Origin of the sequence: Enterobacter wuhouensis (genome assembly GCF_004331265.1) — a bacterium.
Classification (GTDB): Bacteria; Pseudomonadota; Gammaproteobacteria; order Enterobacterales; family Enterobacteriaceae; genus Enterobacter; species Enterobacter wuhouensis.
Map to the genome: position 1 here is coordinate 26,070 of NZ_SJOO01000004.1, position 24,206 is coordinate 50,275.

The 24,206-nt window shown below is 55.7% G+C and carries 21 protein-coding genes; 8 read left to right on the forward strand and 13 right to left on the reverse strand.

The window, feature by feature from the left end; genetic code table 11:
* Nucleotides 1-5 precede the first annotated feature (5 nt).
* The 7 genes from cdsA to rpsB all read right to left on the reverse strand — a co-directional run bounded on the left by cdsA (nt 6) and on the right by rpsB (nt 6,409).
* The gene (gene cdsA / locus E0L20_RS10245) at nt 6-863 is read right to left on the reverse strand and encodes a phosphatidate cytidylyltransferase (RefSeq protein ID WP_131633876.1); all 858 of its coding nucleotides are present in this window, start codon (nt 861-863) and stop codon (nt 6-8) included.
* Between the two features lie 12 nt (nt 864-875).
* Nucleotides 876-1,634, reverse strand: coding sequence for a (2E,6E)-farnesyl-diphosphate-specific ditrans,polycis-undecaprenyl-diphosphate synthase (gene ispU / locus E0L20_RS10250; protein ID WP_131633877.1), 759 nt, complete (start codon nt 1,632-1,634; stop codon nt 876-878).
* A gap of 186 nt (nt 1,635-1,820) precedes the next feature.
* Nucleotides 1,821-3,020 (reverse strand): 1-deoxy-D-xylulose-5-phosphate reductoisomerase, encoded by a 1,200-nt coding sequence (gene ispC, locus E0L20_RS10255; RefSeq protein WP_131633878.1) that lies wholly within the window; start codon nt 3,018-3,020, stop codon nt 1,821-1,823.
* Between the two features lie 93 nt (nt 3,021-3,113).
* The gene (frr, locus tag E0L20_RS10260) at nt 3,114-3,671 is read right to left on the reverse strand and encodes a ribosome recycling factor (RefSeq protein WP_131633879.1); all 558 of its coding nucleotides are present in this window, start codon (nt 3,669-3,671) and stop codon (nt 3,114-3,116) included.
* A gap of 167 nt (nt 3,672-3,838) precedes the next feature.
* Complete coding sequence (pyrH, locus tag E0L20_RS10265; protein WP_131633880.1) at nt 3,839-4,564, reverse strand: UMP kinase; 726 nt, start codon at nt 4,562-4,564, stop codon at nt 3,839-3,841.
* A gap of 150 nt (nt 4,565-4,714) precedes the next feature.
* Nucleotides 4,715-5,566, reverse strand: a complete 852-nt coding sequence (tsf, locus tag E0L20_RS10270) for a translation elongation factor Ts (RefSeq protein WP_028015579.1) — start codon at nt 5,564-5,566, stop codon at nt 4,715-4,717.
* 117 nt (nt 5,567-5,683) lie between these two features.
* Nucleotides 5,684-6,409: a 30S ribosomal protein S2 gene (gene rpsB / locus E0L20_RS10275; RefSeq protein ID WP_003856207.1), complete on the reverse strand. Its 726-nt coding sequence runs from the start codon at nt 6,407-6,409 to the stop codon at nt 5,684-5,686.
* 319 nt (nt 6,410-6,728) lie between these two features.
* On the opposite strand from rpsB, the gene map reads away from it, so the two are divergent.
* The 3 genes from map to dapD all read left to right on the forward strand — a co-directional run bounded on the left by map (nt 6,729) and on the right by dapD (nt 11,119).
* Complete coding sequence (gene map / locus E0L20_RS10280) at nt 6,729-7,523, forward strand: type I methionyl aminopeptidase (RefSeq protein ID WP_010426734.1); 795 nt, start codon at nt 6,729-6,731, stop codon at nt 7,521-7,523.
* Nucleotides 7,524-7,586: 63 nt separating this feature from the next.
* On the forward strand, nt 7,587-10,262 hold the full coding sequence (glnD, locus tag E0L20_RS10285) for a bifunctional uridylyltransferase/uridylyl-removing protein GlnD (protein ID WP_131633881.1): 2,676 nt from the start codon (nt 7,587-7,589) through the stop codon (nt 10,260-10,262).
* A 32-nt stretch (nt 10,263-10,294) separates the two neighbouring features.
* Nucleotides 10,295-11,119 (forward strand): 2,3,4,5-tetrahydropyridine-2,6-dicarboxylate N-succinyltransferase, encoded by an 825-nt coding sequence (gene dapD, locus E0L20_RS10290; RefSeq protein ID WP_008501915.1) that lies wholly within the window; start codon nt 10,295-10,297, stop codon nt 11,117-11,119.
* Nucleotides 11,120-11,166: 47 nt separating this feature from the next.
* On the opposite strand, the gene E0L20_RS10295 is transcribed toward dapD, so the two are convergent.
* On the reverse strand, nt 11,167-13,455 hold the full coding sequence (locus E0L20_RS10295; RefSeq protein ID WP_131633882.1) for an FdhF/YdeP family oxidoreductase: 2,289 nt from the start codon (nt 13,453-13,455) through the stop codon (nt 11,167-11,169).
* Nucleotides 13,456-13,706: 251 nt separating this feature from the next.
* On the opposite strand from E0L20_RS10295, the gene E0L20_RS10300 reads away from it, so the two are divergent.
* A complete protein-coding gene (locus tag E0L20_RS10300) occupies nt 13,707-14,096 on the forward strand; it encodes a DUF3461 family protein (RefSeq protein WP_010426739.1) in 390 nt (129 codons plus the stop codon).
* A 63-nt stretch (nt 14,097-14,159) separates the two neighbouring features.
* Here the strand turns inward: E0L20_RS10300 and cdaR are convergent, their stop codons facing one another.
* The 3 genes from cdaR to dgt form a co-directional block, all read right to left on the reverse strand.
* Nucleotides 14,160-15,317, reverse strand: a complete 1,158-nt coding sequence (cdaR, locus tag E0L20_RS10305; protein ID WP_131633883.1) for a DNA-binding transcriptional regulator CdaR — start codon at nt 15,315-15,317, stop codon at nt 14,160-14,162.
* Nucleotides 15,318-15,471: 154 nt separating this feature from the next.
* Nucleotides 15,472-16,911, reverse strand: coding sequence for a serine endoprotease DegP (gene degP, locus E0L20_RS10310; RefSeq protein ID WP_131633884.1), 1,440 nt, complete (start codon nt 16,909-16,911; stop codon nt 15,472-15,474).
* 132 nt (nt 16,912-17,043) lie between these two features.
* The gene (gene dgt, locus E0L20_RS10315) at nt 17,044-18,558 is read right to left on the reverse strand and encodes a dGTPase (RefSeq protein WP_131633885.1); all 1,515 of its coding nucleotides are present in this window, start codon (nt 18,556-18,558) and stop codon (nt 17,044-17,046) included.
* Nucleotides 18,559-18,640: 82 nt separating this feature from the next.
* Between dgt and mtnN the strand changes: the two genes are divergently transcribed.
* Genes mtnN through E0L20_RS10330 form a run of 3 tightly spaced genes read left to right on the forward strand, consistent with a single transcriptional unit; the run spans nt 18,641 to nt 20,780 of the window.
* Nucleotides 18,641-19,339, forward strand: coding sequence for a 5'-methylthioadenosine/S-adenosylhomocysteine nucleosidase (gene mtnN / locus E0L20_RS10320; protein WP_131633886.1), 699 nt, complete (start codon nt 18,641-18,643; stop codon nt 19,337-19,339).
* Nucleotides 19,332-20,132, forward strand: coding sequence for a vitamin B12 ABC transporter substrate-binding protein BtuF (gene btuF / locus E0L20_RS10325; protein ID WP_131633887.1), 801 nt, complete (start codon nt 19,332-19,334; stop codon nt 20,130-20,132). Before mtnN ends, btuF begins: the two co-directional genes overlap by 8 nt.
* 30 nt (nt 20,133-20,162) lie before the next feature.
* Nucleotides 20,163-20,780 carry a TRIC cation channel family protein gene (locus tag E0L20_RS10330; protein ID WP_131633888.1) on the forward strand — a complete coding sequence of 206 codons (618 nt, stop codon included), beginning with the start codon at nt 20,163-20,165 and terminating at the stop codon, nt 20,778-20,780.
* 92 nt (nt 20,781-20,872) lie between these two features.
* Here the strand turns inward: E0L20_RS10330 and erpA are convergent, their stop codons facing one another.
* A complete protein-coding gene (gene erpA, locus E0L20_RS10335; RefSeq protein ID WP_119938428.1) occupies nt 20,873-21,220 on the reverse strand; it encodes an iron-sulfur cluster insertion protein ErpA in 348 nt (115 codons plus the stop codon).
* 86 nt (nt 21,221-21,306) lie between these two features.
* Nucleotides 21,307-22,707, reverse strand: coding sequence for a H(+)/Cl(-) exchange transporter ClcA (clcA, locus tag E0L20_RS10340; protein ID WP_131634226.1), 1,401 nt, complete (start codon nt 22,705-22,707; stop codon nt 21,307-21,309).
* Between the two features lie 178 nt (nt 22,708-22,885).
* Between clcA and hemL the strand changes: the two genes are divergently transcribed.
* Nucleotides 22,886-24,166, forward strand: a complete 1,281-nt coding sequence (hemL, locus tag E0L20_RS10345; protein WP_131633889.1) for a glutamate-1-semialdehyde 2,1-aminomutase — start codon at nt 22,886-22,888, stop codon at nt 24,164-24,166.
* The last annotated feature ends 40 nt before the right edge of the window (nt 24,167-24,206 follow it).

Here is a 24,206-nt window from a genome sequence, read left to right on the forward strand (position 1 = left end):
TTCCGTTAAATCGTCCCGAATACCAGTAAAAGCAGGCAAGCAAACACAGGAACAGCCGCTGTCAGGCTGTCAATGCGATCCAGTATCCCGCCATGACCTGGAATCAGATGACCACTGTCCTTAATTCCGGCTTCGCGCTTAAACATACTTTCGGTTAAATCACCGAGTACCGAAGCCAGAGCAGCAAAAATTGAGCATACCAGCAGCGTGGATGGAGCCACTTCCAGATTCGCCCAGACGCCGTAGCCCCAGGAGATAATCGCTGCTGTAAACAAGCCGCCGATGAATCCTTGCCAGGTTTTGCCCGGAGAAACTTTCGGCGCCAATTTATGCTTGCCGAACAGTTTACCAAACATATAGGCACCAGAGTCAGCCCCCCAGACAAGAATCATCACATAAAGTAGCCAAAGCGCGCCGCTGTAATGGTTTTCGTCATAGTGCCAGGCGCGCAGTGCGACCATACCCCAGAAAAAAGGAATAATTGTGAGCAGGCCAAAAATAAGGCGCAGCACTTTAGAATTACGCCATAGCGCCGCAGATCCTGGATAAAAAAGCACCAGCACGAGAGCAGCAATCCACCAAACCAACGATATCCACAGGGACCCCGCCACCAGCGGCTGATGAATATCGTGGTGATATTCAGGCAAGGTAAACAACATCAGGGCCAATATGAAGCCACAGAGCACCGCCAGCCAAACGCGCTGCGTGCGGGAGGTAAAACCGCTAAATTGTCCCCATTCCCACGCGGCGAGCATACACACCACCAGCGTGACAATAGCGAATCCCACTGGAGGCAGTAAAAACAGCGCCGCAATGACAATGGGTATTAATACAAAAGCGGAAATCAGGCGATACTTCAGCAAAAGCTACCCCCATCAGGCTTTGTCGCCACCAGGCTCGGTGCCGCCGAAACGACGCTCTCGATTGGCAAAGGCATGCAGCGCACCTTCAAAGTCTTGTTCATCAAAATCGGGCCAAAGAACATCAGTAAAGTAAAGTTCGGCATAGGCGATTTGCCAAAGCAAAAAGTTACTTATGCGGTGTTCTCCCCCTGTCCTAATTACCAAATCCACAGGTGCCAGTTCATTCATGCAGATTTGCTGACTCAGCGCCTCTTCATCAATTTGGTCGGGTCTCAACAGCCCTTCCTGAACCTGCTCGGCCAGATGCCGAACGCCCTGGATAATATCCCAACGTCCACCGTAATTCGCCGCGATATTGAGCGTCAGACCGGTATTATTTTCGGTCAGCGCTTCTGCTTTGCGAATCCGTTCCTGCAAACGTGAGTTGAAACGACTGGTTTCGCCAATGATACGCAGGCGGACATTGTGGCGGTGCAGGCTTTTTACTTCGCTGTCGAGCGCCCACACAAACAGTTCCATCAACGCAGTCACTTCCTGCGGTGGTCGATTCCAGTTTTCACTGCTAAAAGCATAGAGCGTTAACGCATCAATGCCGTTATTGGCGGCAAAAGAAACGGCGCGGCGAACGGACTTCGCCCCCGCTTTATGCCCAAAGGCTCGTATCTTCCCTTGTCTTTTCGCCCAGCGGCCGTTGCCATCCATGATGATTGCTACATGACGACAGCCATGCGCTGGCAAGTTTTCGCTTATTGGTTGATTCGCAGACAACATAACGCGTTTTTTGTCCCTGAAAAGGATTTAACGGTACTCAGGAATACTGAAGCCTATACATAAAAAAGCCGTGTCAAACCACGGCTTACCTGACCACGTAAAGTCAAATACCTGCGATCAGGTGGCGCAGACTATATCACCGAAGCCCTACGCTAACAAATAGCACAACCACTAGTGCTTGCTTTATCACCAGCTTGCGAGATGTGTCACCTGCTTACGCGCAATACTGCGAGCCTGTTGATCCACCGCCAGCACCTCTTCCACGCTCTGTGGTTCACGCAAATCCATCATCTCGAGTACCGACAAATTCATTGTCGCAATATCGGTAAAACGAATCCGCTGATTCAGAAATGCCTCTACGGTTATCTCATTAGCTGCATTGAGTGCTGTGGTTGCCGCCTGCCCTTGATCGAAGGCATTCATTGCAAGCTTCAGACACGGATAGCGGTCGTAGTCAGGCTCGCTAAACGTCAATGAACTCAGCTTGCAAAAATCGAGTGGTTTCACTCCGGATTGCACACGGTTTGGCCACGCCATTGAGTGTGCAATTGGCGTACGCATATCCGGTTCGCCCAGCTGCGCCAGTACGCTGCCATCCTGATAGCGCACCATAGAGTGAATCACCGACTGCGGGTGGATCAGCACTTCCATCTGCTTCGCTGATGCATTGAACAGCCAGCGTGCTTCAATGTATTCCAGACCTTTGTTCATCATGGTGGCAGAATCAACGGAAATCTTACGTCCCATCGACCAGTTCGGATGACGGCACGCCTGGTCTGGCGTCATTGCGCTCAGTTCAGACAGTGGCGTTTCGCGGAACGGGCCACCAGACCCGGTAAGCAGAATCGACACGACACCATTCTGCTCCAGGTCAGCGTACCCCAGGTTCTGTTGAAAAGGTTGCGGCAAACTCTGAAAAATGGCGTTGTGTTCGCTGTCGACTGGCAAAAGACGCGCCCCTCGCTGCTTAACCGCCTCCATAAACAGGCGCCCGCAGGTCACGAGCGACTCTTTATTCGCCAACAGCACATCCTTACCGGCATCAATAGCGGCAAGCGTCGGCAGAAGCCCTGCCGCCCCGACGATTGCCGCCATCACCTGATCAACCTCATCCAGCGCCGCCATGTCGCAGGCCGCCTGCTGGCCGCTGAGCACCTCGGTGCGGCTGCCCGATTCCTGCAGCAGCGCTTTCACCTGACGGGCGCTCTCTTCGTCATCCATCACCGCATAGCGGGGCGTAAACTCCAGACACTGCTCGACCATGCGCTGCACGTTCTTACCGGCTACCAGCGCCGTCACGGTATAGCGTTCAGGATTATGGCGAACTACGTCGAGAGTGCTGCAACCGATTGAACCCGTTGAGCCGAGGAGAGTTAAATGCTTCATGAGATGCCCGAAAAGTTAGATCAGCTAAAAGCAAAACGCCGCCAGCAAGACATAACGTCTCTCTGAACGGCGTTTATCAGTGTACGACAGAAATCAGAACTGCATCAGTTCCGCTTCTTTATCTGCCAGCGCCGCATCAATTTTCTTGATTGCCGCGTCAGTCATCTTCTGCACGTCGTCCTGGGAACGACGGTCATCATCTTCACTGATCTCTTTTTCTTTCAGCAGTGCTTTTACTTTGTCGTTCGCGTCGCGGCGCACGTTACGTACGGAAACACGACCTTGCTCAGCTTCGCCACGCACCACTTTGATCAGGTCTTTACGACGCTCTTCGGTCAGCGCAGGCAGCGGAACGCGAATGTCAGCGCCCGCAGAGCTTGGGTTCAGGCCCAGGTCAGAAGCCATGATCGCTTTCTCAACAGCCGGGCTCATAGAACGATCGAATACGTTGATTTTCAGCGTACGGGTATCTTCTACGGTAACGCTCGCCAGCTGACGCAGCGGAGTTGGCGTGCCGTAGTACTCTACGATGATGCCATCCAGCAGGCTTGGGGAAGCGCGGCCAGTACGAATTTTGCTGATTTGGGTTTTGAACGCTTCAACGCATTTTTCCATGCGTACTTCAGCATCTTTTCTGATGTCGTTAATCACGTTACGAATCCTTGAAAACTTGTCTCAGGCAGACTATCCGCCAGCACAGCGCTACAGGTGTGCTAAGTATAGTCGCGTTTAATTCATGACAGCGCCAAAGGCGCGTCCAGGTAAGATACCACTACAAAGTAAAGCGGAATCTTACCTGTATTTATCGTCGACGGAAATTATTCCGTGATCAAAGTGCCTTCTTTTTCACCCATGACCACGCGACGCAGTGCGCCTGGCTTGTTCATATTGAAGACACGGATCGGCAGTTTGTGGTCGCGAGCCAGCGTGAAGGCGGCAAGATCCATGACTTTCAGCTCTTTATCCAGCACTTCGCCGTAGCTCAGCTGATCGTACATGGTGGCTGAAGGATCTTTTGCCGGATCGGCAGTAAACACGCCGTCCACTTTGGTCGCTTTCAGAACCACATCGGCTTCGATCTCGATACCGCGCAGGCAGGCAGCGGAATCGGTGGTAAAGAACGGGTTACCCGTACCGGCGGAGAGGATCACCACGCGGTTGTTACGCAGCAGGCTGATTGCTTCTGCCCAGCTGTAGTTGTCGCACACGCCATTCAGAGGAATAGCGGACATCAGGCGCGCGTTCACATAGGCACGGTGCAGCGCATCACGCATTGCCAGGCCGTTCATCACGGTGGCCAGCATCCCCATGTGGTCGCCCACAACGCGGTTCATCCCCGCTTTCGCCAGACCAGCACCACGGAAAAGGTTGCCGCCGCCAATAACTACGCCAACCTGAATACCCAGTTCGACCAGTTCTTTGATTTCCTGTGCCATGCGATCAAGGATGCTTGCGTCAATACCGAAGCCTTCCGATCCCTGCAGCGCTTCGCCACTCAGCTTAAGCAGAATGCGTTTGTACACGGGTTTTGCATTGGTAGCCATGTTTCTTTCCTGAGACTGTCAACGATTAAGATGGGGGTTAATTCTGGCGACATGATATGTCGCAAATCAGCACAGCGATACAGGAGCCTGTCTGATTTCGTATGACGGGTGACAAAAAGAAGCCGCCCTCAGGCGGCTCCTTTTCAATCATTAAGACTGCTTGGACATTGCAGCAACTTCTGCTGCGAAGTCAGTCTCAACTTTCTCGATGCCTTCGCCCACTTCGAAGCGGATGAAGCCAGTTACGTCAGCGTTGTGCTCTTTCAGCAGCTGAGCAACAGACTTGCTTGGATCCATAACGAAAGGCTGGCCAGTCAGAGAAACTTCGCCGGTGAATTTCTTCATGCGGCCTTCAACCATTTTCTCTGCGATCTCTTTTGGCTTACCAGACTGCATCGCGATGTCCAGCTGTACCTGGTACTCTTTCTCTACCACTTCAGCAGACACGTCTTCTGGCTTAACGAATTCTGGCTTGCTTGCAGCGATGTGCATTGCCAGCTGTTTAACCAGCTCTTCGTCAGCGCCTTTAGCCGCAACCAGAACACCGATACGTGCGCCGTGCTGGTAAGAACCCAGTACTTCGCCTTCCAGGGAAGATACGCGACGGATGTTGATGTTCTCACCGATTTTAGCAACCAGCGCAACACGTTCTTCTTCGAACTGTGCTTTCAGCACTTCAACGTCAGTGATTTTGCCCGCAACAGCTGCGTCCAGAACTTTGTTAGCAAATGCCTGGAAACCACCATCTTTAGCAACGAAGTCAGTCTGGCAGTTAACTTCCAGAATGATGCCGTAGGTGCCGTCGATTTTGGTGATGATCACGCCGTCAGCAGCAACGTTGCCTGCTTTTTTAGCTGCTTTGATCGCACCGGATTTACGCATGTTTTCGATTGCCAGCTCGATGTCGCCGTTCGCTTCAGTCAGCGCTTTTTTGCAATCCATCATGCCTGCGCCAGTACGCTCGCGCAGCTCTTTTACCAGGGATGCGGTAATTTCAGCCATTCTTAAATCCTCGGGAGATGTGAACTGCCCGGCCATAAGCCAAACAGTATAAATTGAAAAAAGGGGCCGATAATTGGCCCCTATTCATACACGGTACTAATAAGGGGTGAAACCTTATTATTCAGCTTCTACGAAGCTTTCTTCCGCCTGAGAAGCCAGATCCTGGGAACGGCCTTCACGTACGGTAGCAGCTACAGCGCTCAGGTACAGGCTAACAGCACGGATTGCATCGTCGTTACCCGGGATAACGAAGTCAACGCCGTCTGGATCGGAGTTGGTATCAACGATAGCGAATACTGGGATACCCAGGTTGTTAGCTTCTTTGATTGCGATGTGCTCGTGGTCTGCATCGATTACGAACAGCGCGTCTGGCAGGCCGCCCATATCTTTGATACCGCCCAGGCTGTTTTCCAGCTTGTCCAGTTCACGAGTGCGCATCAGCGCTTCTTTCTTGGTCAGCTTGTCGAAAGTACCGTCCTGAGACTGAGTTTCCAGATCTTTCAGGCGTTTGATTGACTGACGAACGGTTTTCCAGTTGGTCAGCATGCCGCCCAACCAGCGATGGTTCACGAAGAACTGGTCGCAGCTGTTAGCAGCATCTTTCACAGCTTCGCTTGCAGCGCGCTTAGTACCAACGAACAGAATCTTACCTTTACGGGAAGAGATCTTGTTCAGCTCAGCCAGGGCTTCGTTGAACATTGGTACAGTTTTCTCAAGGTTGATGATGTGAACTTTGTTACGCGCGCCGAAGATGAAAGGCTTCATTTTCGGGTTCCAGTAACGGGTCTGGTGACCAAAGTGAACACCAGCCTTGAGCATGTCGCGCATGGAAACAGTTGCCATGTTTAAAACCTCTATATTAAAAGTTGGGGTTATGCCTCCACGTATCCCATATTACCGACCCCAAAGGGCACCCCGGAATATGTGCCGATACGTGTGTGTTGTTACACAAAGTGAGATTTGTCGCTTCCGTCCAGCCTGTGTATCTGAAATGGATCGGAAGTCCGGCGCGCTTTATACCACAAAACACGACCAGAAACCAACAGTTGTTGGCGGAGTGTGCTGTTAATGATTCTCAATTTGGCACGGGGTGCGCCTGACTGATACCATTGACAACACAGACTAGTATTGTCGAAAAATTCGACACCGATGGACAGATTACATGGCTATCTCTATTAAGACACCTGAAGAAATTGAAAAGATGCGCGTCGCCGGTCGTCTGGCCGCTGAAGTGCTGGAAATGATCGAGCCGTTCGTCAAACCGGGCGTCAGCACCGGCGAGCTGGATCGTATCTGTAATGACTACATCGTCAACGAGCAGCACGCGGTCTCCGCCTGCCTCGGCTACCACGGCTTCCCGAAGTCCGTCTGCATCTCTATTAATGAAGTGGTGTGCCACGGTATTCCGGACGACGCAAAGCTGCTGAAAGATGGCGACATCGTGAACATCGACGTGACCGTCATTAAAGATGAGTACCACGGCGACACCTCTAAGATGTTCATCGTGGGCAAACCAACCATTCTGGGCGAGCGCCTGTGCAAAGTGACGCAAGAGAGCCTCTATCTGGCGCTGAAGATGGTTAAGCCGGGCATCCGCCTGCGCACTATCGGCGCGGCTATCCAGAAGTTTGTGGAAGCGGAAGGTTTCTCCGTGGTACGTGAATACTGCGGTCACGGCATTGGCCGCGTCTTCCACGAAGAGCCGCAGGTTCTGCACTACGATGCGGATGACGGCGGCGTGGTGCTGCAGAAAGGCATGACCTTCACTATCGAGCCGATGGTCAACTCCGGCGATTACCGTATTCGCACCATGAAAGACGGCTGGACGGTGAAAACCAAAGACAGAAGCTTGTCTGCGCAGTATGAGCATACTATTGTGGTAACAGACAACGGCTGCGAAATTATGACGTTGCGCAAGGATGACACCATCCCGGCGATACTGACGAACATTGAGTGATAAAAGAGCCGGCAAATGCCGGCTTTTTTAATGGCGATAGCTTTTTCTTATGGGTGGCGCACGATGAGTAATCTTTTACCCGAACAGTATGCTAACACAGCTCTTCCCACCCTCCCCGACCAGCCCGACAACCCGGGCGTCTGGCCGCCGCACGAGCTAAAGTGTGCCGACATCAAAGCGCACATGGACGTCTTCCAGCGCTGGCTGGGAAGCGCGTTTGACGCGGGTATTTCTGCCGAACAGCTCATCGAAGCGCGCACCGAATTTATCGACCAGCTGCTGCAGCGCCTGTGGATTGACTACGGCTTCGGGCAGATTAGCGACGTAGCGCTGGTTGCCGTCGGGGGCTATGGCCGCGGCGAGCTGCACCCGCTTTCCGATATCGACCTGCTGATCTTAAGCCGCAAAAAGCTGCCGGACGAGCAGGCGCAGAAAATCGGCGAGCTGCTGACCCTGCTCTGGGACGTGAAGCTGGAAGTCGGCCACAGCGTGCGCACCCTGGAAGAGTGTCTGCTGGAAGGGCTATCCGATCTGACCGTCGCCACCAACCTGATTGAAACCCGTCTGCTGATCGGCGACGTCGCGCTGTTCCTGGAACTGCAAAAGCACATCTTCAGCGACGGCTTCTGGCCGTCAGAAAAATTCTTTGCCGCCAAGGTCGAAGAACAGAATCAGCGCCACCAGCGCTACCACGGCACCAGCTATAACCTCGAGCCTGATATCAAAAGCAGCCCGGGCGGCCTGCGCGACATCCACACCCTGCAGTGGGTCGCCCGTCGCCACTTTGGCGCCACCTCGATGGACGAAATGGTCGGCTTCGGCTTCTTAACCGAGGCCGAGCGTAACGAACTTAACGAATGCCTGCACCTGCTGTGGCGCATCCGTTTCGCCCTGCATCTGGAAGTGACCCGCTACGACAACCGCCTGCTGTTTGACCGTCAGCTGAGCGTTGCCCAGCGCCTGAACTATCAGGGTGAAGGCAACGAGCCGGTTGAGCACATGATGAAGGATTTCTTCCGCGTCACCCGCCGCGTCACCGAGCTGAACCAGATGCTGCTGCAGCTGTTCGATGAAGCGATTCTGGCGCTGACGGCGGACGAAAAGCCGCGTCCCATTGATGACGAATTCCAGCTGCGCGGCACGCTCATCGATCTGCGCGATGAAACGCTGTTCATCCGCGAGCCGGAGGCGATCCTGCGGATGTTCTATACCATGGTGCGCAACAGCACCATCACCGGGATCTACTCCACCACCCTGCGCCACCTGCGCCATGCGCGCCGCCACCTGAAGCAGCCCTTGTGTTACATCCCGGAAGCGCGCTCCCTTTTCCTGAGCATGCTGCGCCATCCGGGTGCGGTCAGCCGCGGCCTGCTGCCGATGCACCGCCACAGCGTGCTGTGGGCCTATATGCCGCAGTGGTCGCATATCGTCGGCCAGATGCAGTTCGATCTTTTCCATGCCTACACCGTGGATGAGCACACCATCCGCGTGATGCTCAAGCTGGAAAGCTTTGCGAAGGAAGAGACGCGCTCCCGCCATCCGCTGTGCGTTGAGCTGTGGCCGCGTCTGGCCCATCCTGAGCTGATCCTGATTGCCGCCCTGTTCCACGACATCGCCAAGGGCCGCGGGGGCGATCACTCGGTGCTGGGCGCTCAGGACGTCCTGAAATTTGCCGAGCTGCACGGGCTGAACTCGCGCGAAACGCAGCTGGTGGCCTGGCTGGTCCGCCACCACCTGCTGATGTCGGTCACCGCCCAGCGCCGCGATATTCAGGATCCGGAAGTCATCAAGCAGTTCGCCGAAGAGGTGCAGACGGAAAATCGCCTGCGCTATCTGGTCTGCCTGACGGTTGCCGATATCTGCGCCACCAACGAAACCCTGTGGAACAGCTGGAAGCAGAGCCTGCTGCGCGAGCTGTACTTCGCCACCGAAAAACAGCTGCGCCGCGGGATGCAAAATACCCCGGACATGCGCGAACGCGTGCGCCATCATCAGCTCCAGGCGCTGGCGCTGCTGCGGATGGATAACATTGACGAAGAGGCGCTGCATCAGATCTGGGCGCGCTGTCGCGCCAACTACTTTGTGCGCCACAGCCCAAACCAGCTCGCCTGGCACGCCCGGCATCTGCTGAAGCATGACTTATCGAAACCGATGATCCTGCTCAGCCCCCAGGCCACGCGCGGCGGGACGGAGATCTTCATCTGGAGCCCGGATCGCGCCTATCTGTTTGCCGCCGTCTGCGCCGAGCTGGACAGGCGTAACCTGAGCGTTCACGACGCGCAGATTTTCACCACCCGCGACGGCATGGCGATGGACACCTTTATCGTGCTGGAGCCGGACGGCAGCCCGCTGTCGTCGGACAGGCATGAAGGAATACGCTTTGGTCTGGAGCAGGCGATCACCCAGCACAGCTGGCAGCCGCCGCAGCCGCGTCGACAGCCGTCAAAATTGCGCCACTTTACCGTCGATACCGAGGTCAATTTCCTGCCGACCCATACCGACCGTAAATCGTTCCTGGAGCTGATCGCGCTCGACCAGCCGGGACTGCTTGCCCGCGTCGGCCAGGTTTTTGCCGATCTGGGAATTTCGCTTCATGGCGCCCGAATTACAACCATTGGCGAGCGAGTAGAAGATTTATTTATAATCGCGACGGCGGACCGGCGTGCCCTTAATAATGACCTGCAGCTTGAAGTGCAACAACGGTTGACAGCAGCCCTCAATCCAAACGATAAAGGGTGACGTGTTTTTTAGTGAAATGGAAAGAGTAAACAATGCAGCAGTTACAGAACGTTATTGAGTCCGCTTTTGAGCGTCGCGCCGAGATCACCCCGGCAAATGTGGATACCGTTACGCGTGAAGCGGTAAACCAGGTTATTTCCCTGCTGGATTCCGGCGCGCTGCGCGTGGCAGAAAAAATCGACGGTCAGTGGGTCACTCATCAATGGCTGAAGAAAGCCGTGCTGCTCTCTTTCCGCATTAACGATAACCAGGTTATCGACGGAGCAGAAAGCCGCTACTTCGATAAAGTGCCGATGAAATTCGCCGACTACGACGAAGCGCGCTTCCAGAAAGAAGGTTTCCGCGTCGTGCCGCCTGCGGCAGTTCGCCAGGGCGCATTCATCGCACGCAACACCGTGCTGATGCCATCCTACGTGAACATCGGCGCCTACGTTGACGAAGGCACCATGGTGGACACCTGGGCAACCGTCGGCTCTTGCGCGCAGATCGGTAAAAACGTTCACCTGTCCGGCGGCGTCGGCATCGGCGGCGTACTGGAGCCACTGCAGGCGAACCCAACCATCATCGAAGACAACTGCTTCATCGGCGCGCGCTCCGAAGTGGTTGAAGGCGTGATCGTGGAAGAAGGCTCCGTGATCTCCATGGGCGTTTACATCGGCCAGAGCACCCGCATTTACGATCGCGAAACCGGTGAAGTTCATTACGGTCGCGTGCCAGCGGGTTCCGTGGTGGTTTCCGGCAACCTGCCGTCGAAAGATGGCAAATACAGCCTGTACTGCGCGGTTATCGTGAAGAAAGTGGATGCGAAAACCCGTGGCAAAGTCGGTATCAACGAACTGCTGCGTACCATCGACTAATGTCGGTATCGCAATAAAAAACCCGCCTTCTGGCGGGTTTTGTTTTTCTACGCTCTGGTGATGACAACCGGCACGCTTTTGTAGGCGGGCGTCAGGCTTTCAGCGTCAACCGCATCCAGCGACAGCAGCACGTTCGCCTCCGGCAGGTACGCGCCGATCGATCCGGCAGCCATGCTGTAGATTACCACCGTCAGACCCCGCATTTCCCGCCCTTCGGCAGGCTGGCCGTTATCCTCCAGCGCCTGCACGTTAACCACATCGCCCTGCACCAGCCCGCGCGATCTGGCCTCCGTCTCGCTCAGGAAGACCACGTCCCGGCGACCGGCGATCCCGCGGTAGCGATCGTCCATGCCATAGATCGTGGTGTTGTACTGATCGTGGCTGCGCAGCGTTGCCAGGATCAGCGCATCAGAGGGCTGATGCAGGCGATCGACGGCGGCAAGGCGCCCAACCACAAAGTTCGCTTTGCCGTTCGGCGTATGCCACTCCCGACGTGAAGCCGGGGTATCCATTCGGAAGCCGCCGGGCTCAGCGATGCGTGCGTTGTATCCGGCAAACGCCGGGATCGCCGCTTCAATCGCCTCGCGGATCAGCGCATAGTTACCGCTCATCTCCTCCCAGTTCACCGGGGAGTGGGGCAGCGTGGCGCGCGCCATTTCCGCCACAATCGCGGGCTCTGATTTCAGCCAGCGTGAAGCCGGCTTCAGGCCGCCGCAGGAGGCATGAACCATCGACATCGCATCTTCGACGGTGACGGACTGAATGCCCGTGGCCTGAAGATCCCGCTCGGTTCTCCCCAGCGCGGGCAGCAGGTAGTTATGCTTCGCCAGCAGCAGGTGCGATCGGTTGAGTTTGGTGGCGATATGAACCTGCATATCCAGCGTTTTCATTGCGGCAAAGGTGCGCTGCGGTTCCGGCATCGCCACCGCCAGATTACCGCCCATACAGATCAGCGCTCTGGCGTCACCGCGTTCGATGGCGCGAATGCTCTCGACGCTCGAACGGCCATGCTGACGCGAAACCTTAATAGCAAAACGATCTTCGAGGCGCTGTAAAAAATCGTCGGGTGCGGCTTCGTTAATCCCAACCGAGCGATCGCCCTGCACGTTGGAGTGGCCCCGCAGGGGGCAGATCCCCGCGCCGGACTTGCCTATATTGCCCTTCAGCAGCAGCAGGTTCACCAGCTGCTGAACGTTTTCGGTGCCGTTTTTATGCTGGGTGATCCCCAACCCATAGCAGATGATGGTCGCGCGGGATTTGCTATAGCTGTCGGCCAGGTCTTCCATCTGGCCGTGCGTCAGCCCGCTTTCCTTCTCCAGCTCGGCCCATTTGCACTGGCGTAAATCCTCATACAGCGCCGAATAACCGGCGGTATGTTCAGCGATAAACGCGTGATCGAGACACGAAGGCTGGTCGAGCAAAATCCTGGCTTCATCCATCTCGATCAGGGCCTTCATGATCCCTTTGAGCAGCGCCGAATCGCCGCCCATTTTAACCTGGTAATAGCGGCTGCTCAGCGTCGTTGCCTGCCCGGAGAACATCTCTTTCGGGCTTTGCGGGAAGCTAAAGCGCTCAAGCCCGCGCTCCGCAAGCGGATTGATGGAGATAATTTTCCCGCCGCGTTTAGCCACTTCCCGCAGCGTGGTCAGCATACGTGGATGGTTAGTGCCCGGGTTGTGCCCGATGCAAATAACCAGATCGCAGCGTTCGAAATCGTCCAGCGCCACCGTCCCTTTGCCGAGGCCGATGGCGCGCGTCAGACCAACGCTGGTCGGCCCGTGGCACATGTTGGAACAGTCCGGGAAGTTATTGCTGCCGTATTCGCGTGCGAAAAGCTGGTACAGGAAGGCCGCTTCATTGGAGGTACGCCCGGAGGTATAAAACTCTACCTGTTCCGGGGAATCGTAGCTGCGCAGGCGTTCGCCGATTTCCCGAAAGGCGACATCCCACTCTACCGCCTGCCAGCGGTCCGTTGCGGCGTCATACTTCATGGGATGGGTTAAACGACCCACGTTTTCCAGCTCGTAATCGCTGTAGTGCCACAGCGTGGAAACCGGATGGCGACTAAAAAATTCAGGTGAGGCTTTTTTGCTGGTGGTTTCCCATGAGACGGCCTTGACGCCGTTTTCGCACAGCTCCATCGGCGCGCGATGCCCGGGGTCTGGCCATGCGCAGCCGGGGCAGTCAAAGCCCGAGACCTGGTTCATCTTAAACATGGCGATAATATCGCGGGCGACAGCCCGTTGCGAAAATACCGACGCGGTGACGGCTTTTACTGCGCCCCAGCCTCCTGCCGGGCCCTCATAGCCATTGATACCTGCAACACCTTTTTTCATTGCGACTGCTTATTTACCGACAATTATTTATGGCGGCTACGGTAGCAATTTCATTCTCATATTGATTTCCTCTTGACGGGGTAGCCAAAAACTACAATAAACGAGTTAGGCTTATGCTCCTTGCTTGCGCGCCGACAGGCGAAAATGGAGTACCGTTTTTCAAGGATGCTCTCGCTTTTTGCATCTGAGGGTAGCGGAAAAGGATTTTTTCGTTAATTATTCAAAGGTTATGTTGAGATAAGGGTACCGCTATGTACGATAATCTGAAAAGTCTGGGCATTACCAATCCTGATGAAATCGATCGCTACAGTCTGCGTCAGGAAGCCAATAACGATATTCTAAAAATCTATTTTCATAAGGACAAAGGAGAGTTTTTCGCCAAAAGCGTGAAGTTTAAATATCCACGCCAGCGTAAGACCGTCGTCGCCGATGGCATCGGTCAGGGTTACAAAGAAGTCCAGGAAATCAGCCCTAACCTGCGCTATGTGATCGATGAACTCGATCAGATCTGCCAGCGCGACCGTACCGAAGTCGATCTCAAACGTAAGATCCTCGATGACCTGCGTCATCTGGAAAGCGTTGTGACCAACAAGATCAGCGAGATTGAAGCGGATCTTGAGAAGTTAACTCGCAACAAATAAGCCGTTTTATTGCCCGGTGGCGCTACGCTTACCGGGCCTACTTGTACTTGTCGGCCGGGTGCCTCACCTCTGCTCGTCTAACTGAAGCGCCACGTACAGCAGCAGCCTGTCGTCAAAGTTTCCCAAATCCAGCCCCGTCAGCTCCGAGATTCGGTTAAGCCGATATTCCAGCGTATTGCGATGAATAAACAGCGCTTTCGACGTCGCCAGCGGCTGGACGTTATGGCGGAACCAGGCCTGTAGCGTGCGGCGCAGCAGGCCGTTGTTATCCATTGCTTTCAAACGAACCAGCGGACGCGCCAGCTCGTTGGCCTGCCAGCCGCCGCGCAGGCTGTCGAGCAGCACCGGCAGCATCAGATCCTGGTAGAAATAGCTGCGGCTTTCCGGCATGCGCTGTTTGCCCACCATCATGGTGGTACGCGCGGTACGCCACGAGCGGGCAATGCTGCCCGGCCCGGTAAAATAGTTGCCCAGCGCAACGCGAAAACGCAGCTGACCGTTCTCTTTCATGCGCGCGATGAGCTGATCCACGCGGCGGCGATGATCTTCTGCATCCCAGCGGCCAAAGGAATTGAGCGCCGGTTTAAGCACCACCATTTCCGTCAGAGAAACGATCGCCACCAGATTATCGCGCTCCGGCGTCGCCAGCGCATTTTGCAGCTGCTGCAGCTCGGCCATCGCGCTGTCCACGCCAAGCTGGCCGCTATCCACTTCAATGACGGCGACCACGCGCGGCTGGTTCAGATCGATGCCCAGGCGCTGCGCCCACTCGCTCAGTGCGGGCGTATGCTCCTCGGCCTGAATAAGATTCATGACCAGCTCTTCGCGCAGGCGGCTGTCCTGCGCCAGCAGATGCATCAGCCGCGACTGTTCGAGCATCATCTCGGCGGTCATGCATACAAGTTCGCCGTATTTGCGCAGGGATCCCGGCTCGCCGGTCAGGCCGATCACGCCGACAATTTCCCCTTCGAGGCGTAAAGGCAGGTTAATACCCTGACGCACGCCGTGCAGGTGCTTTGCGACCGCATCGTCAATATCCACCACCCGCCCCTGGGACAGCACCAGCAGCGCGCCTTCGTGCAATTCCCCAATGCGTTCACGATCGCCGCTGCCAATAATGCGCCCACGAGCATCCATTACGTTGATATTGGTATCGATGATGCGCATGGTGCGCGCTACGATATCCTGCGCCATTTTGGTATCAAGATGCCAGCCAGCCATGTAACCCTCCTGTGAGCAGAGCTCAAGCATAGGGGAGTTCAGCAGCGGTCGCATTGTGCGAATGCACAAAGTCTGAGGGAGAAGTATGGACTTGTGGAAAGGGTCACAGAAAAGAGAAAAGCCCCTGCGGACAACCCGCAGGGGCCTGGGAGGATTACTGCATCAGCAGATAAATAGAGGTATCACCACGCTGAATGTTCAACGCCAGCACGGTAGGCTTGCTGTCGAGGATCTTGCGCAGCTCAGCGATGTTTTTCACCGGCTGCTGGTTTGCACCCATGATCACATCACCTTTTTTCAGGCCGATACGGGCAGCCGGTGAATTCGCTTTCACGTTGTTCACCACCACGCCTTTATCTGCCCCTTTGTTACTCATCTCCGCACCTTCAATACCGCTGAAGATGGTGCTGGAGTCCACCTGATTCTGGCTGCTCTGCTGCAGCTCCAGGCTCACGTTAACCGGCTTACCGTCACGCAGCAGGCCGAGGGTCACTTTGCTGCCAATCGGCATTGAACCTACTTCAGCACGCAGCGCGGCAAAGCTGCTGATTGGCTTACCGTTCAGGGAGGTAATCACATCACCCGCCTTAATACCCGCTTTTGCCGCAGAAGAGTTCGGCATCACCTGGCTGACAAAGGCCCCGCGCTGGGCGTCAACTTTCATCGCTTTCGCCAGTTCGGAGTTCAGCTCAGTCCCCATAATGCCCAGCTCACCGCGTTTCACCTGGCCATACTGCACCATCTGCGCGGTCAGGTTTTTCACCATGTTGCTCGGGATAGCAAAGCCGATACCGATGTTGCCGCCGTCCGGTGCCAGGATTGCGGTGTTGATACCGATCAGCTCACCGTTCAGGTTCACCAGCGCACCGCCGGAGTTACCGCGGTTGATCGCCGCATCCGTCTGGATAAAGTTTTCGTAGTTTTCCGCGTTCAGGCCGCTGCGCCCCAGCGCAGAAACGATGCCGGAGGTCACGGTTTCGCCCAGACCAAACGGGTTACCGATGGCAACGGTGTAGTCGCCCACGCGCAGCGCGTCAGAATCGGCAAGCTTAATCGCCGTCAGGTTTTTCGGATCCTGGATCTGGATCAGCGCGATATCGGAGCGTGGATCTTTACCCACTACTTTTGCATCAAATTTACGACCATCGCTCAGCTGAACCTTAATGGTGCTGGCGTTATCGACTACGTGGTTATTGGTCACAACATAGCCTTTTGCGGCATCAATGATGACACCCGAGCCCAGCGCCATGAATTTTTGCTGCTGGCCGCCACCGCCCTGGCCGTCATCGCCTGCGCCACCGCCCTGACAGAATGGAGAGCTCTGGAATGGCGAACCGTCCTGGCAGAACGGCGAGTTGTCGCCAAAGAACTGCTGGAAATTACGCGGCATACGCGGCGTATTAACGGTCGTGCTGCCCTCAACGTTAATACTCACCACCGATGGCATCACTTTTTCGAGCATCGGTGCCAGGCTTGGCATCTGCTGCGCGGTTGCTGCCGACGACGCCGTCTCGGCTGCAGTAGCAGTCAGAGGGGACAGCGCTAAACCTAAACTCAGAGCCAGTGCACTCATTGCTAATGTGGTTTTTTTCATGTTTCTCAATCTCGATTTACCCGATAACGCAAAATTGCTGTGTAACTCAGATTCGTTTTATACCGCTTAGTTCCGGGATTAAGTTTATGGAAAAAGTAAAAATTTATTGGTCGTCTTTACAAAACTCCGGGATTATTCCACGGCCATAAGCTTGCGGTATTCATCCCAGGCATACAAATCCGTCATGCCGCTGATATAGTCCTGGATAAGACGACAGCGATAATAATATTCCATCACCGGCCATTGTGCAGCGTGCCTGTCCAGCTTACCGACCGCTTCAACGTATGCCAGACGATGGCGGGTAGAGAGTTTCTGGAAAAGCCGGGATTCAATTGGCAACCGCCGCACGCGTTCGTTTGCGACCAGATCGCTAAACTCCTCCACGGATAGCTGCAGCAGCGGGCTATAAATCTCCAGCAAGCCGCTGATAACCCTGTACCCCTGCAGTTCCAGCTGTTCGACATCCGGGTGGCTGAACACGTGCCGCATAGCGACGTGTTTATAAAGTTCAAGCAGCTGGCTAAAGCTGCTGTCATCTTCCAGCAGCGCATGATTGAATTCACCGCTGAACACCATCGGCAAATTATCAATAAAACGCGAGGCCGCGTAGGGCACAAGTTTATTTAATGTGTTGACCCGCAAATACATGAAGAACTGATCTTCAGTGCTGCGGCTTAATGAATTTGAGCGCGATTTTTCCCAGGCATTTTCGACGACCTGAGCAAACAGAGAACCTTTTTCATGCTTGCCCCAGGCATCATAAAGATGCTGATAAAGTTCCTCGACGCTGAATATTCTTTTCTCGACGGCATCTTCCAGGTCGGCCACGCAATAGGAAATGTCGTCGGCGGCTTCCATTATCCACGTCAGTGGAAATCGGCCATGAGGTGCCAGCGAAAGTTCTTTACGCAGCCTTTCAATATAGGCTTCTTCAGAGAGGTAATAGCCCGGCTTTTTCATTAAATAGCTATGCGAGGCAGGCGTTTCGCCCATCCACCAGGCAGGTCGCGTGTATTTCAGGATACAGCCCACCTGCGCCCAGGTCAGGTTCATACGCATCAGAGAGTGCACCAGCCGGATGCCCTGCGCGTTGCCTTCAAAATGACAGAGATCCTGACGCACCTTACGCCGCAGTTCGTTTAACCCCTCTTCGCCTTCCCGCAGGCGCAAATCACGCACCGTACAGCGGTCGTCGCTGAGCGGCTGGCTCTTCGCATCCGTAGGGAAAAGCCGCTGCTTGAACCAGTCATTGATCGCCGCCTCGCCAAAATGCCCGAACGGCGGGTTGCCGATGTCATGCATCAGGCAGGCCATTTCAACGATGCTTTCAAAAGGCCCCGTCAGCTCGTCGAGGCCATAGGTTTCCAGCAATCGCTGCTCTTTGAGCCGGCTTAAAATCTCTTTCGCAATGTAGCGTCCAACCTGCTGAACTTCCATTGAATGGGTCAGGCGCGTGCGTACCGCGGCGTTACGCTCAAGCGGGAAGACCTGAGTCTTTTGCTGTAAACGGCGGATAGCCGGCGAGTTGATAATGCGCCCACGATCGCTTTCGAAAATTCGCAGGATCTCATGTTCACTCTTCTCGCCCTGCGGCGAACGAAACCGTCGGTGCCAGTTAATTTTGGTTCGAAAATCGATTGGTGACATGTGCTCCCCCGCGTGAGAATGCGTTTCCCCTTAACCGCATGATAGACTATGCATCTTAACAAGGCACATCGCGAGTAAATCTATGAAAATCGGCATTATTGGTGCAATGGAAGAAGAAGTTACGCTCCTGCGTGACAAAATTGAGAACCGTCAGACCCTCTCTCTTGGTGGTTGCGAGATCTATACCGGCCAACTGAACGGCGTTGACGTTGCTCTGCTGAAATCTGGCATCGGTAAAGTTGCTGCTGCGCTGGGTGCGACCCTGCTGCTTGAGCGCTGCAAACCGGACGTCATCATCAATACCGGCTCAGCGGGTGGCCTGGCGCCGACGCTGAAGGTGGGTGATATCGTGGTTTCTGACGAAGCGCGCTACCACGATGCAGACGTGACCGCGTTCGGTTACGAATACGGCCAGCTTCCGGGCTGCCCGGCCGGGTTTAAAGCGGACGATGCGCTCGTTGCGGCAGCAGAAACCTGCATCGCCGAACTGAACCTCAACGCGGTACGCGGCCTGATCGTCAGCGGCGATGCGTTTATTAACGGCTCCGTTGGCCTTGCGAAAATCCGTCACAACTTCCCGCAGGCGGTGGCCGTTGAGATGGAAGCGACCGCGATCGCTCACGTTTGCCATAACTTCAGCGTTCCGTTCGTGGTCGTTCGCGCGATCTCCGACGTGGCCGATCAGCAGTCTCACCTGAGCTTTGACGAGTTCCTGGCCGTTGCTGCAAAACAGTCCACCGTGATGGTGGAACGCCTGGTGCAGAATCTGGCGCGTGGCTAAAGTTACGCTAAGGGCGCTGGCTGCCCTGCTTCTGCTCGCACCGGCGTGGCTATTCGCCGCGCCGCGTGTGATTACCCTCTCCCCCGCTAACACCGAGCTGGCTTTCGCCGCCGGGATCGTGCCGGTGGGAGTCAGCAGTTTTTCAGACTACCCGCCCCAGGCCGCCGGTATTGAGCAAGTGTCGACATGGCAAGGGATGAATCTTGAGCGCATTGTGGCGCTTAAGCCTGACCTCGTGCTGGCCTGGCGTGGTGGAAACGCCGAGCGACAGGTCAATCAGCTCACCTCCCTGGGTATCAAGGTGATGTGGGTCGACGCCGTGAGCATCGAGCAGGTCGCTCAGGCCCTTCGCGCGCTGGCGCCTTATAGCCCAACGCCGGTGAAAGCCGAAGCCGAGGCCGATCGGATGCTCAGCGACTACTCAGCGCTGAAAAATAAATACGACACCCCCAGCAAAAAGCGCGTCTTCCTGCAGTTTGGCAGCCAACCGCTGTTCACCACCGGGCAAGGCTCTATACAGAATCAGGTCCTGGAGATTTGCGGGGGCGAAAATATCTTCGCTGCCAGCCGCGTGCCGTGGCCGCAGGTCAGCCGGGAACAGGTTCTGGCTCGCCGGCCGCAGGCCATTGTCGTGGTCGGAAGTGCGAGCGAGATTCCTAAAATTGAACAATTCTGGCAAGGCCAGCTCAACATTCCGGTGATCCCACTCAACGGTGACTGGTTTGAACGAGCCAGCCCGCGTATTATCCTCGCCGCAAAACAACTCTGTGCCGCACTGGCGGAGAGTCACTAAAACATAAACACCCCGTTCGAGGATTTAACGATGCTCGTGTATTGGCTGGATATTCTTGGCACAGCCGTTTTTGCTATCTCCGGCGTTTTGCTCGCCGGAAAACTACGCATGGACCCGTTTGGCGTGCTGGTGCTTGGCGTTGTCACGGCGGTGGGCGGTGGAACGATCCGCGATATGGCGCTGGCCAACGGCCCGGTATTTTGGGTTAAAGATCCGACAGACCTGGTCGTCGCGATGGTCACCTGTATGTTAACCATTGCATTAGTTCGCCAGCCCCGCAGATTGCCGAAATGGGTGCTGCCGGTGCTGGATGCCGTCGGTCTGGCGGTGTTTGTGGGGATTGGGGTGAACAAAGCCTTTAATGCAGGCACCGGCCCCATGGTGGCGATTTGTATGGGCGTGCTGACCGGCGTGGGCGGCGGGATTATTCGTGACATTCTGGCGCGCGAAGTGCCGATGATCCTGCGCACCGAAATTTACGCAACGGCCTGTATCGTTGGCGGAATTGTCCACGCCACGGCGTACTACACCTTTGCGGTCCCGCTTGAGAACGCCGCGATGCTGGGGATGGTCGTTACGCTGGTGATTCGCTTAGCGGCGATACGCTGGCACCTTAAGCTGCCGACGTTTGCGCTGGATGACAGGTAAACGCAAAACGGTAACCGCAAGGTTACCGTTTTTAGTCTTTTCTCCCTCTCCCAAAGGGAGAGGGCCAGGGTGAGGGCATCAGCCCGCACCTTTTAGATGCTGAACGAAGAACCACACCCGCAGGTGCTTGTCGCATTCGGGTTGGTCACCACGAAGCGCGAACCTTCCAGACCTTCGGTGTAATCAACCGCGCCGCCCACCAGATATTGCAGGCTCATCGGGTCAACCACCAGCGCGACGCCCTGCTTCTCGATAGTCATATCGCCGTCGTTGATCTGGTCGTCAAAGGTAAAGCCATACTGGAAGCCGCTGCAGCCGCCACCGGTAATATAAACACGCAGTTTCAGATCCGGATTGTCTTCATCGGCAATCAGGACTTTCACTTTTTTGGCTGCTGCTTCGGTAAATTCGAGCGGCACTGCTACGACGTCATCACTCATTTTATGCTCCCATGAATACTGCTTACTGCAATTGGGCAAAAATCACCCAATTCTTTTTTTCATTATCTAATACCCTGGTAATTCATTCAAGTATTCCGCGACGCGGCCTGCTCAGCCTCCTGCTTCGCCAGGGTACGGGCAAGAATGGTGGAGTATAGCGGTTTTCCACCCAGGAATTGGGCTAATAGTGTCGCGCCAAGGCAGGTAATGATCATTGGCAATATGAGCTGATAATTGTCGGTCATCTCAAGAACCAGCACAATGCCGGTTAACGGGGCGCGCAGGGAGGCCGCCAGCAGCGCCCCCATACCGGCAATGGCGAATGTTCCCGCCTCAAGATGGTACGCCGGGAATCCTGCGGCGGCGGCCATGCCGAACGCCGTTCCCAGCAAAGTACCGAGCGCCAGCATTGGCGCAAAAATGCCGCCCGGCGCACCGGAAGAGAAACAAAGAACCGTGGTGATCACCCGCGAAATAAAGAGGAACAGCAGCAGACCGACGCTAAAATTTCCCGCAGCGGCAATAGGGATCAGCCCGAAGCCGCCGCCCGTTGCGTTGGGTTCTATCAGGCCGATGATGCCGCATACCCCACCCAGCAAGCCGCCCACCAGCACCCAGTTGGTTGTCTTCCCGCCGTGAATGCGCTGGAACATATCCTGAGTGCGAATGATGAAGGTATTAAAAAGCGGGCCAACGATGCCAAAAATCATGCCGAGGATCAGATACAGCCACAGCGTATTCACCGGCGCATTGGTGAGTTTCCCTACCTCAATCACCGCGCCTTCGCCGTTGAAAATGCGAAAAACGATGCTCGACATAATCACGCCGGTAAACACCGCTTTAATGGAGATCAGGTTATAGCGAAACTGGGCGCGCATCTCTTCGATGATAAACAGGATGCCCGCCAGCGGCGCGTTGAACGCCGCGGAAAGCCCGGCTGCAGCCCCCGTTGCCAGCAGCGTATGGCGCGCTTCGGCGCTGCGCATCCGAAACAGATCGCCCACCATGCGCCCGACGTTCCCGCCAAGCTGAACCGTTGGCCCCTCTCGTCCGAGCACCATCCCCGCCCCCAGGGTGCCCATGCCGCCAATAAACTTCACAGGAATGACCCGCCACCAGCGCACCGGACGCAGCTCTTCAAGCGCGCCTTCAATTTCCGGGATACCCGAACCACCGGCCTCAGGCGCAAACTTGCGCACCAGAAAATAGCCCACCATAGCCAGCAGGGCCGATAAGCCGAATGCCCAAATCCACACCAGCCATTTGCTTTCTGCATACTCGGCAATTGTACCTATGCGCCAGTTGATCACGACATTCACCGCTTTTTCAAAGGCGACACCGACCAGACCCGCAAGGATACCGACCACGGCGGCGGCCAGCAGGATCGCCAGCGGCGTTTTGTCGCGATTAAGCAGTCGCCGGATGCTGATACGGTGCTGCGCGCGCGCAAACTGTTGTTGTTCAAAAGAGGGAGATTCTGCTTTCATTGCCTGTTCTTTTTTCGTCATACAAATCGCCGCAAGGAGTTTACCAGAGACCATCGCCCCGTATCCTGAAAAATCCTTAACATTTGTTTATGCATTAAGGAGGCAAAAATTTCATAACGTACGGCGGATCACTTAGAATAGTGCGCTTAATCATTTTATACGAACCAGGAACGACGCCATGAGCAAGTCTGAAAACCTCTACAGTGCAGCCCGCGAGCTAATTCCAGGCGGCGTGAACTCGCCCGTTCGCGCCTTTACCGGCGTAGGCGGAACGCCGCTGTTTATCGAACGTGCTGACGGCGCGTACCTGTTTGATGTCGACGGCAAAGCCTACATCGATTACGTCGGCTCCTGGGGCCCTATGGTGCTGGGTCATAACCATCCGGCGATCCGCAATGCGGTCATCGAGACCGCCCAGCGTGGCCTGAGCTTCGGTGCGCCAACCGAGATGGAAGTCAAAATGGCGGAGCTGGTGACCGAACTGGTCCCGACCATGGACATGGTGCGCATGGTGAACTCCGGGACCGAAGCGACCATGAGCGCCATTCGCCTGGCGCGCGGCTTTACCGGTCGCGACAAAATCATCAAATTCGAAGGCTGCTATCACGGCCATGCGGATTGCCTGCTGGTTAAAGCCGGTTCCGGCGCGCTGACCCTCGGTCAGCCGAACTCACCGGGCGTGCCTGCAGATTTTGCCAAACACACCCTGACCTGCACATATAACGATCTCAGCACCGTTCGTGCGGCGTTCGAGCAGTATCCGCAGGAAATTGCCTGCATCATCGTTGAGCCGGTCGCGGGCAACATGAACTGCATCCCACCGCAGCCAGACTTCCTGCCGGGCCTGCGCGCCCTGTGCGATGAGTTCGGTGCGCTGCTGATCATCGACGAAGTGATGACCGGCTTCCGCGTGGCGCTGGCTGGGGCACAGTCGTACTACGGCGTTGAGCCGGACCTGACCTGCCTCGGCAAAATCATCGGCGGCGGCATGCCCGTCGGCGCGTTCGGCGGTCGTAAGGATGTGATGGAAGCTCTGGCGCCTACCGGCCCGGTTTACCAGGCGGGTACGCTCTCCGGTAACCCGATCGCGATGGCCGCAGGTTTCGCCTGTCTGACCGAAGTGGCGCAGCCGGGTATTCATGCAACCCTGACCGACCTGACCTCGCAGCTGGCAAATGGCCTGCTGGAAGCGGCAGAAGAAGCCGGTATTCCGCTGGTAGTTAACCACGTGGGCGGCATGTTCGGGATTTTCTTCACCGATGCGAAAACCGTGACCTGCTATCAGGACGTGGTGAAGTGCGACGTTGAACGCTTTAAGCGCTTCTTCCACCTGATGCTGGAGGAAGGCGTGTATCTGGCACCGTCCGCGTTCGAAGCGGGCTTTATGTCCGTGGCGCACAGCAAAGACGATATCAATAATACCATCGACGCGGCGCGCAAGGTGTTTGCGAAGCTCTAAGATGTGCGGCTTGATGCCCTCACCCCAACCCTCTCCCACG

What these genes read in the sequence shown, in the direction of transcription:
- ispU (WP_131633877.1), bottom strand. Translation starts at nt 1,634, where the DNA reads ATGTTGTCTGCGAATCAACCAATAAGCGAAAACTTGCCAGCGCATGGC.
- ispC (WP_131633878.1), bottom strand. Translation starts at nt 3,020, where the DNA reads ATGAAGCATTTAACTCTCCTCGGCTCAACGGGTTCAATCGGTTGCAGC.
- pyrH (WP_131633880.1), bottom strand. Translation starts at nt 4,564, where the DNA reads ATGGCTACCAATGCAAAACCCGTGTACAAACGCATTCTGCTTAAGCTG.
- tsf (WP_028015579.1), bottom strand. Translation starts at nt 5,566, where the DNA reads ATGGCTGAAATTACCGCATCCCTGGTAAAAGAGCTGCGCGAGCGTACT.
- rpsB (WP_003856207.1), bottom strand. Translation starts at nt 6,409, where the DNA reads ATGGCAACTGTTTCCATGCGCGACATGCTCAAGGCTGGTGTTCACTTT.
- map (WP_010426734.1), top strand. Translation starts at nt 6,729, where the DNA reads ATGGCTATCTCTATTAAGACACCTGAAGAAATTGAAAAGATGCGCGTC.
- glnD (WP_131633881.1), top strand. Translation starts at nt 7,587, where the DNA reads ATGAGTAATCTTTTACCCGAACAGTATGCTAACACAGCTCTTCCCACC.
- dapD (WP_008501915.1), top strand. Translation starts at nt 10,295, where the DNA reads ATGCAGCAGTTACAGAACGTTATTGAGTCCGCTTTTGAGCGTCGCGCC.
- E0L20_RS10295 (WP_131633882.1), bottom strand. Translation starts at nt 13,455, where the DNA reads ATGAAAAAAGGTGTTGCAGGTATCAATGGCTATGAGGGCCCGGCAGGA.
- E0L20_RS10300 (WP_010426739.1), top strand. Translation starts at nt 13,707, where the DNA reads ATGTACGATAATCTGAAAAGTCTGGGCATTACCAATCCTGATGAAATC.
- cdaR (WP_131633883.1), bottom strand. Translation starts at nt 15,317, where the DNA reads ATGGCTGGCTGGCATCTTGATACCAAAATGGCGCAGGATATCGTAGCG.
- degP (WP_131633884.1), bottom strand. Translation starts at nt 16,911, where the DNA reads ATGAAAAAAACCACATTAGCAATGAGTGCACTGGCTCTGAGTTTAGGT.
- dgt (WP_131633885.1), bottom strand. Translation starts at nt 18,558, where the DNA reads ATGTCACCAATCGATTTTCGAACCAAAATTAACTGGCACCGACGGTTT.
- mtnN (WP_131633886.1), top strand. Translation starts at nt 18,641, where the DNA reads ATGAAAATCGGCATTATTGGTGCAATGGAAGAAGAAGTTACGCTCCTG.
- E0L20_RS10330 (WP_131633888.1), top strand. Translation starts at nt 20,163, where the DNA reads ATGCTCGTGTATTGGCTGGATATTCTTGGCACAGCCGTTTTTGCTATC.
- erpA (WP_119938428.1), bottom strand. Translation starts at nt 21,220, where the DNA reads ATGAGTGATGACGTCGTAGCAGTGCCGCTCGAATTTACCGAAGCAGCA.
- clcA (WP_131634226.1), bottom strand. Translation starts at nt 22,707, where the DNA reads ATGAAAGCAGAATCTCCCTCTTTTGAACAACAACAGTTTGCGCGCGCG.
- hemL (WP_131633889.1), top strand. Translation starts at nt 22,886, where the DNA reads ATGAGCAAGTCTGAAAACCTCTACAGTGCAGCCCGCGAGCTAATTCCA.